At 59.6% G+C, this 6,586-nt stretch carries 7 protein-coding genes; 6 read left to right on the top strand and 1 reads right to left on the bottom strand.

Annotated elements, in window-relative coordinates; translation table 11 throughout:
- From RMO15_RS24375 to RMO15_RS24355, 5 genes are all read left to right on the top strand, one after another.
- The coding region (locus tag RMO15_RS24375) for a DUF6174 domain-containing protein (protein WP_309718697.1) at nt 1–372 on the top strand (372 nt) is incomplete at its 5' end.
- Between the two features lie 32 nt (nt 373–404).
- Complete coding sequence (locus RMO15_RS24370; RefSeq protein WP_309718694.1) at nt 405–977, top strand: hypothetical protein; 573 nt, start codon at nt 405–407, stop codon at nt 975–977.
- Nucleotides 974–2,137, top strand: coding sequence for a glycoside hydrolase family 2 TIM barrel-domain containing protein (locus RMO15_RS24365; RefSeq protein WP_309718692.1), 1,164 nt, complete (start codon nt 974–976; stop codon nt 2,135–2,137). Before RMO15_RS24370 ends, RMO15_RS24365 begins: the two co-directional genes overlap by 4 nt.
- A gap of 4 nt (nt 2,138–2,141) precedes the next feature.
- Nucleotides 2,142–3,083 (top strand): CapA family protein, encoded by a 942-nt coding sequence (locus tag RMO15_RS24360; RefSeq protein WP_309718689.1) that lies wholly within the window; start codon nt 2,142–2,144, stop codon nt 3,081–3,083.
- An 18-nt stretch (nt 3,084–3,101) separates the two neighbouring features.
- Nucleotides 3,102–4,313: a PQQ-binding-like beta-propeller repeat protein gene (locus RMO15_RS24355; RefSeq protein WP_309718686.1), complete on the top strand. Its 1,212-nt coding sequence runs from the start codon at nt 3,102–3,104 to the stop codon at nt 4,311–4,313.
- Here the strand turns inward: RMO15_RS24355 and RMO15_RS24350 are convergent, their stop codons facing one another.
- On the bottom strand, nt 4,314–4,898 hold the full coding sequence (locus tag RMO15_RS24350) for a hypothetical protein (RefSeq protein WP_309718683.1): 585 nt from the start codon (nt 4,896–4,898) through the stop codon (nt 4,314–4,316).
- Nucleotides 4,899–5,002: 104 nt separating this feature from the next.
- Between RMO15_RS24350 and RMO15_RS24345 the strand changes: the two genes are divergently transcribed.
- A complete protein-coding gene (locus RMO15_RS24345) occupies nt 5,003–6,469 on the top strand; it encodes a hypothetical protein (RefSeq protein WP_309718670.1) in 1,467 nt (488 codons plus the stop codon).
- The last annotated feature ends 117 nt before the right edge of the window (nt 6,470–6,586 follow it).

Below are 6,586 nucleotides of genomic sequence, written 5' to 3'. Positions count from 1 at the left end.
TGTGGAGGCAATACCTCCTTGACGACCCAGGAGCAGCAGCTATCTCTTGCGCGATCAAACTGGACGGCGAAGAAGTTGCGCTCCTACAAGTTCACGCTCCGGAAAAATTGTTTTTGCACGGAGGAGTACACCCGGCCCGTGACGATCACGGTGCAAAATGGAGTGGCGATTAACTCCCCAGAGCACCTGAAGGCCTATGATACGGTAGAGAAAACTCTAGATGTTATCGGTGAGGCGCTGACCCGTAAAGCCGATCAGGTAGACATGGATTTCAGCTTAGATGGCTGGCCGCGCAGTGTCTTTATTGACCACAGTCGTGTCATCGCGGATGAGGAGTACAGTCTGACTGTCACGGATTTAGTGCCCCTGTAGGTTCTGTTTCGAGTTTCGAGTACAATGCCCGTATGTCGACGATAGTCGTGGTACGTAAGGGCGAGCAGGCGGCGATTGCTGCCGACACGCTCACGTCGTGGGGGACCCAGCGGGAGAGTGCGGCCTATATTGCCAACCCTCAGAAAGTGCTGCCCGTCGGGGCGGGCTTTATCGCCTTTTGTGGGCCGTCGAGCGCGGGGCATATGCTCAAGAACTACTTTGATAGCCTCAAGACGCCGCCTCATCTCGCCAATCCCGACGATATTTTTGTAACCTGGCTGGCGCTCCACGCCGCCTGCAAAGACCGCTACTATCTCAATCCCAACGAGGACGACGGCGACTCCGTGGAGTCCACGCGCTTCAATGTACTCATCGCTAGCCCGTCGGGAATTTTTGGGGTGGGCTCCCACCGGCTGGTGCAGGAGTTTACGCGCTTCTATGCCTATGGCAGCGGAGCCGAGTACGCCCTCGGTGCCCTGTGGGCGCTCTATGATGATTCTGAGCTCACGGCGGAAGCGCTGGCGGTCAAAGCCGTCGAAGCCGCCGCTGAGTTCAACAATGCGACGGGGCTACCCGTAAACTGCCATACGGTGAGGCTAAAATGAAGACAACCATTGAGAAGACAACAGCAGGCTGGCGACTGATGCGCGGCCGCATGCCCTATCTCATTCGTGGTGCCGGGGGAGCAAACTCTCTGGAGCAGCTTGCCACTCTGGGGGGGAACTCGATTCGCACGTGGGGAGCCGACGATGTCGGAGGGATGCTGGACAAGTGCCAGCGCCTGGGGCTGACTGCCACGGTGGGGATCTGGCTGGGCCACAAAGAGCATGGCTTCCGCTACGCCGACTCCAAAGCGGTGACTGGGCAGTTTGATGCGATCTGTGGTCATGTGTCTCGCTACAAAGACCACCCCGCGCTGCTCTGCTGGGCCCTGGGTAACGAGATGGAGGTCGGGCTTGACGATACCGAGGCCGAGCTGATGTGGAAATCTGTCGAGGCCGCCGCGCAGTATGTTCATAAGACCGACCCGGATCATCCCGTGATGACCGTTGTCGCGGAGATCAGCGATAAAAAGCTCGCGCAGATTCAGAAGTTCGCGCCCTCGGTGGATATCCTGGGAATCAATGCCTACGGCGGCGCTGCGAGCCTGCCCGAGCGCCTGAAAAAAGCGGGCTGGACTAAGCCCTATGTCATCACCGAGTTCGGACCACTGGGGCCGTGGGAGGTGGGCAAGACGGAGTGGGGGGCGCCGCGAGAAGAAACGAGCACGCAGAAAGCCAAGCGCTACGCGGAGACCTATGCCAAGGCGGTGGTAGGGCGGCCGAGCTGTCTGGGGAGCTATGTCTTTTTGTGGGGCGATAAGCTGGAGGGAACCCCGACCTGGTTTGGGATGTTTCTGCCCAAGACCGGTGAGAAGCTTGCCATGGTGGACGCACTCTCGCGTGCATGGACAGGCAAGCCGGTCGCAAAGCCCTGTCCTGAGCTGATCAGCCTGACAAGTGCCGCAGACGGCAAGACGATCGCGCCGGGCTCGACGCTCTCTGCCACACTCACTCTCCGGGCCTCGGGGTCGGTGCGGGTGCGGTGGGAGCTGCGTCTGGAGAACAATACCTGGCTGACCGAGTTCCCTGGAGAGCCAGGCAAGCCATTTACTCTGTCGGCACCGACTCAGCCGGGAGCCTACCGGCTCTTTGTCTATGCTCGTGATAGCCATGGGGGAGCGGCCACGGCCAACTTCCCGTTTCAAGTGAAGAAGGAAAATTAAGCGTATGCACCTCACGATTGTCGCGGTAGGAGACATCATGCTCGGGAGCGACTGGCCTTCGCCAAAGCTGTCGGGCAAGAATCTCTTGCTGCCCGCCGCCTCGCTTCTTAAAGCCGCCGATATCGCTTTTGGAAACCTAGAAGGCCCGCTCTGTGACGGCGGCACCGTGACACCGGGCAAGGCCAACGCGGCGCATAGCTTTGCCTTCCGCACCCCGACGCGCTATGGAAAGTGGCTCAAAGAAGCAAGCTTTGACGTGCTCTCGGTGGCTAATAACCATGCGAGTGATTTTCAGGCGATAGGCCGTAGCCAGACTCTGAAAACGCTGGCGAAGCTTGGGATCGCGGCGACGGGGTCAAGTAGCACGGCAGCTCTGGTGAAGGGAGTTGCCTTTCTCGGTTTTGCCACCAACAACACCTCGCCCAATCTGAATAATATTGCCCAAGCACAGCGTCTGGTAGCGCAGGCGAAAAAGACGGGGGCTCGGGTAGTGGTCTCGTTTCACGGAGGAGCCGAAGGGGCGGCGCACCAGCATGTCCCGCGAGGCGGCGAGAGCTTCTACGGCGAGTCGCGGGGAGACTTGCGAAAGTTTGCTCATGCGGTGATAGATGCCGGAGCTTGCCTGGTGATCGGACATGGGCCACATGTTCTGCGCGGGATGGAGCTCTACAAAGGACACCTGATCGCCTACTCGCTGGGCAACTTCGCCACCTACGGACGGATGAGCCTAGGCGGCCCGATGGGAGTGACGTGCGTTCTGAGTGTCACGCTGGATGATAACGGAAAGTTTATCAAAGGCCAGGTTCACCCGATGGTGCAGCGCTCGCCAGGAGGGCCGCAGCCCGACCCGAAGAAGCGTGCAGTTGTTGTACTCAAGGCGCTCTCCCAGGCGGATTTTGGCCAAAGTGCCCCTAGAATTTCTCCGGATGGTTCGCTAAGTACGTAGAGGCGGTAAAATCTAGGCATGAGAACCGTAGATGACTGGGCACAGTGGCGCGGGCCAAAACGTGATGGACACTCGCAGGAGACGGGGCTGCTCAAGGAGTGGAAACCTGCGGGGCCGACGCTTCTCTGGCAGCTCAAAGATATTGGCTCAGGGTACTCGACACCGGCGGTTGTAGGGAACACTCTCTACGTGCTCAGCAATGAGGGGATGGAGAGTGAATTTGTTCGAGCCTATAGCGTCTTAAATGGCAAGCGGCTCTGGTCTACCCGAATCGGTAAAGTGGGTAACCCGGATCAGCAGCCGAGCTATCCTGGGGCACGCTCAACCCCGACGGTGGAGGGCAAGCGGCTCTATGCGCTGGGCTCCGATGGCGATTTGGTCTGCCTGGACACTCAGACCGGCAAGCCTCTCTGGAAGAAGAGCCTGCGCATGGATTTTGAGGGTAAGCCTGGCATCTGGGCCTACGCGGAGTCGCCGCTGGTAGATGGCAATAAAGTCATTGTCGCCCCTGGAGGAGCCAGCGCCACCATTATCGCACTGGAGAAAACGACGGGGGCGCTTGTCTGGAAATCGGCCCTGCCCGAGGGAGATGCCGCCAGCTATGCCTCCGCCGTGGTGATGGAGGTGGGGGGTGTTCGGCAGTATGTTGAGTTTCTGAGCCTTGGCTTGGTAGGCGTGGACGCGGCCACGGGAAAGCTTCTCTGGCGCTACGACAAGACCCGTGCTAAGGATTACGGTGTTAATGCCCCGACCCCGATCGTCTCAGGTGACCTGATCTACAGCGCGGCGGGGGCCGGCGGCGGCGTGGCGCGCATCAAGGCAAGTGCTGGCTCGTACGAGGTCGAGACGCTTTACAACAAGCTTAAGGTTCCCAATGCCCTAGGAGGTAGTGTCAAGGTCGGCGACTATCTCTACGGAAACAATGACAGCGCGATTTTCATGTGCCTAGAGTATGCGAGCGGCCGGTTGGTATGGGACAAGCGTTTGCCCAGTGGAGCTTCCGTGGCCTATGCCGACGGCCATTTCTACCTGAGAGGCGGCGATAGCACCATGGCTCTCGCGGAGGCCACCCCGGCGGGCTACAAAGAGAAGGGGCGCTTCACGCCGCCTGCCCTCCCGCCGCGTGGAAAACCAGGTGCCTGGGCCTATCCCGTGATTTCACAGGGACGGCTCTATCTCCGCGAGGAAAACTGCCTCTGGACCTACGATATTCGTGCGAAGCGTCCCTAGCTACCGAATGACAGGCGGCGACAGAGCACCACATGCCGGAGCCGCTTTTGGTGCAGTCTTCTCCAGCCCCTCGCTAAAGCCCTTCATAAATCCACCGAGTGCCTCGCCGAGCTGTCGGCCTGCTTTTTCGCTGTTTTTCCAAAACTCCCCGGTGGCGGCACCGAGCAGCTCACCCACCATGCGCTCCGGGTGCTCAAGGTCCATCATGAGCTCGTAGCCGCTGGGGAGCTTGATGCGCAGTGCCCAGACCCGCCACTCGTTCTCTTCTTTCCGAAGAAACACCGTGCCCGGGTAGGGCTTGGAGTCATCCCCCTGAAACTGAGCCGGAACTTCGGCGCTGTTGTCTTTGATTACGACAGTGTCGCCCAGCGTGAAGCCCGCTTTGGAGGTCGTGCTCTCCGGAGTGATTTTTGCAACATAGGGACGCGCGGCCATAGTGGTGAATTTTTGTGCCTCGTTGGCATCTCCCCGGCTCAACGCGGAGAGAAAGAGGCGGGCAGACTCGCGGGCACGGCTGGTGTCGTTGGAACAGCCTGTGCTCAGGCAGCAGACCACGGCGGCTGTCGGGATCAGAAGAAAACGCATGGGGTAACCTCCGCTCTTTTCGACACGGGAGATGGATAAAGGTTGCAGAGTGCTACAGATCGGGAACTCACCTACGCATAATTACGGTATACTGGAGGACTGTTATGAGACCCATAATTCCGATTTCCCTTGTTTTAACTGCGGCCACGCTTGGTGGCGCGATGGTGCACAAGACCCAGGCTGCCCAGCCGCTGCCCCTCTTCACTGAGGCGGAGCGCAAGGCACTGGTGGAGTTCTGGAATGCCCCAGGGCGCTACACGGTTGAGGTGGCTCCCGTGGCACCGGGCAAACCAGGGCCGTGGGCTGTGCGTCTCACCCCCGAGGGCTCGACCTGGTTTTTAGCCTACCAGCGTGCCGTCGCGGGGGGCAAGAAGATCCCGCCTAGCCAGGTAGTGAAGGGGGGAGTTCCCGAGTGGGAGAGCTGGATCGAGGCCAAGATTGCCTGGGATAAGTTCCAGGCCCAGAAGCTCGCCGATGCCGCCAATGGAACGACTCAGGTAGCTGTTGTCCCTAAGGGCCCTGCGCCCCTCCCGCCGCAGGCAACTTCCCCATCCTATCCCGGCTCGGCTCCGGCGGCACTGCTGAGCGCGGTAGGCAACCCTCCGGCGGCGTTTCAGAGCGCTGTAACTCCGCTCCAGTACACGGTGCGCTTCGACGAAAACGACGAGCCGTATGTCTACCGCGACAATGTGCGCTTCGACAAAGACCGCTTCGCCTACTACCGGTTTGCACGAGGCGTGGTCTCGTATGGCAAGCGGGTCAAAGACATTCCCGAGAACGAGCTGACTGTCCTCTTCAACGAAGCAGGCTTCTCCCCAACCGAGCGCAAGTGTTTCTCGCAGGTGAGTGCTCTGGAAGGCGGCTTTGAGACCACCCAGACCTACGATACGGGCTATGTCTCGGTAGGCTTTATTCAGTTTGTGACCATGGCCGATGGGAGCGGGGAGCAGGATCTCTGCAAGGCACTGGCACTGGAGAAGAAAGAGAACCCGGCGGCATTTCAGCAGGACTTCCGGCAGTTTGGTCTAGACATTCAAACCGACCGTACACTGACCGTGATTGATCCGGTAACAGGCGCGGAGCTCTCTGGCAAAGAGGCTGTGGATAAAATTATCGAGGACAAGCGCCTCACGGCTATCTGGCAGCGCGCGGGCCGTCGTAGCGCGGCGTACCGGGTGGCACAGATCAAGCAGGCAAAAGCCTCGTACTGGCCGGAGAATGACCCGATCACGGTGACGCTTGCCGATGGTACCAAGCTTGCCGGAAAAGTGGGCGATGTGGTCAAGAGCGAGGCGGGCCTGGCGACACTGCTCGACCGCAAGATCAACACGGGCAATATCCGCCCATTTGTGGATGTGATCGCCAAGACCATGATCGCCAACAAGCTCACCAACCTCGCTGATGTTGCCAAGTACGAGAAGCCCATTGTCACCGAGCTTGCCTACCGCCGTAGCTTTTTAGACGAGCCTACACTGGGCCAGCCTCCTGCACCGCCTAAACCAAAGGCAACTCAGACCGCACGCGGAGGCCGCTTTGATCTCTTCGGCTGGCTCAAGGACTTGCTTCGTTAGCGAAGTTGTGATCTCATAAATCTATGAAACTAAAAGACCCGTTCTCCGGACTCTCGCATGGCTTGGGGGCCTTGCTGGGAGTCGCGGCACTGGTCATGCTGCTGGTCTGGTCGCGCG

This window comes from Armatimonas sp. (assembly GCF_031410135.1).
GTDB lineage: Bacteria > Armatimonadota > Armatimonadia > Armatimonadales > Armatimonadaceae > Armatimonas.
Note: the sequence above shows the minus strand (reverse complement) of the source record. Positions and strands in the feature narration are given on the sequence as shown.

What these genes read in the sequence shown, in the direction of transcription:
- RMO15_RS24365 (WP_309718692.1), top strand. Translation starts at nt 974, where the DNA reads ATGAAGACAACCATTGAGAAGACAACAGCAGGCTGGCGACTGATGCGC.
- RMO15_RS24355 (WP_309718686.1), top strand. Translation starts at nt 3,102, where the DNA reads ATGAGAACCGTAGATGACTGGGCACAGTGGCGCGGGCCAAAACGTGAT.
- RMO15_RS24360 (WP_309718689.1), top strand. Translation starts at nt 2,142, where the DNA reads ATGCACCTCACGATTGTCGCGGTAGGAGACATCATGCTCGGGAGCGAC.
- RMO15_RS24350 (WP_309718683.1), bottom strand. Translation starts at nt 4,898, where the DNA reads ATGCGTTTTCTTCTGATCCCGACAGCCGCCGTGGTCTGCTGCCTGAGC.
- RMO15_RS24345 (WP_309718670.1), top strand. Translation starts at nt 5,003, where the DNA reads ATGAGACCCATAATTCCGATTTCCCTTGTTTTAACTGCGGCCACGCTT.
- RMO15_RS24370 (WP_309718694.1), top strand. Translation starts at nt 405, where the DNA reads ATGTCGACGATAGTCGTGGTACGTAAGGGCGAGCAGGCGGCGATTGCT.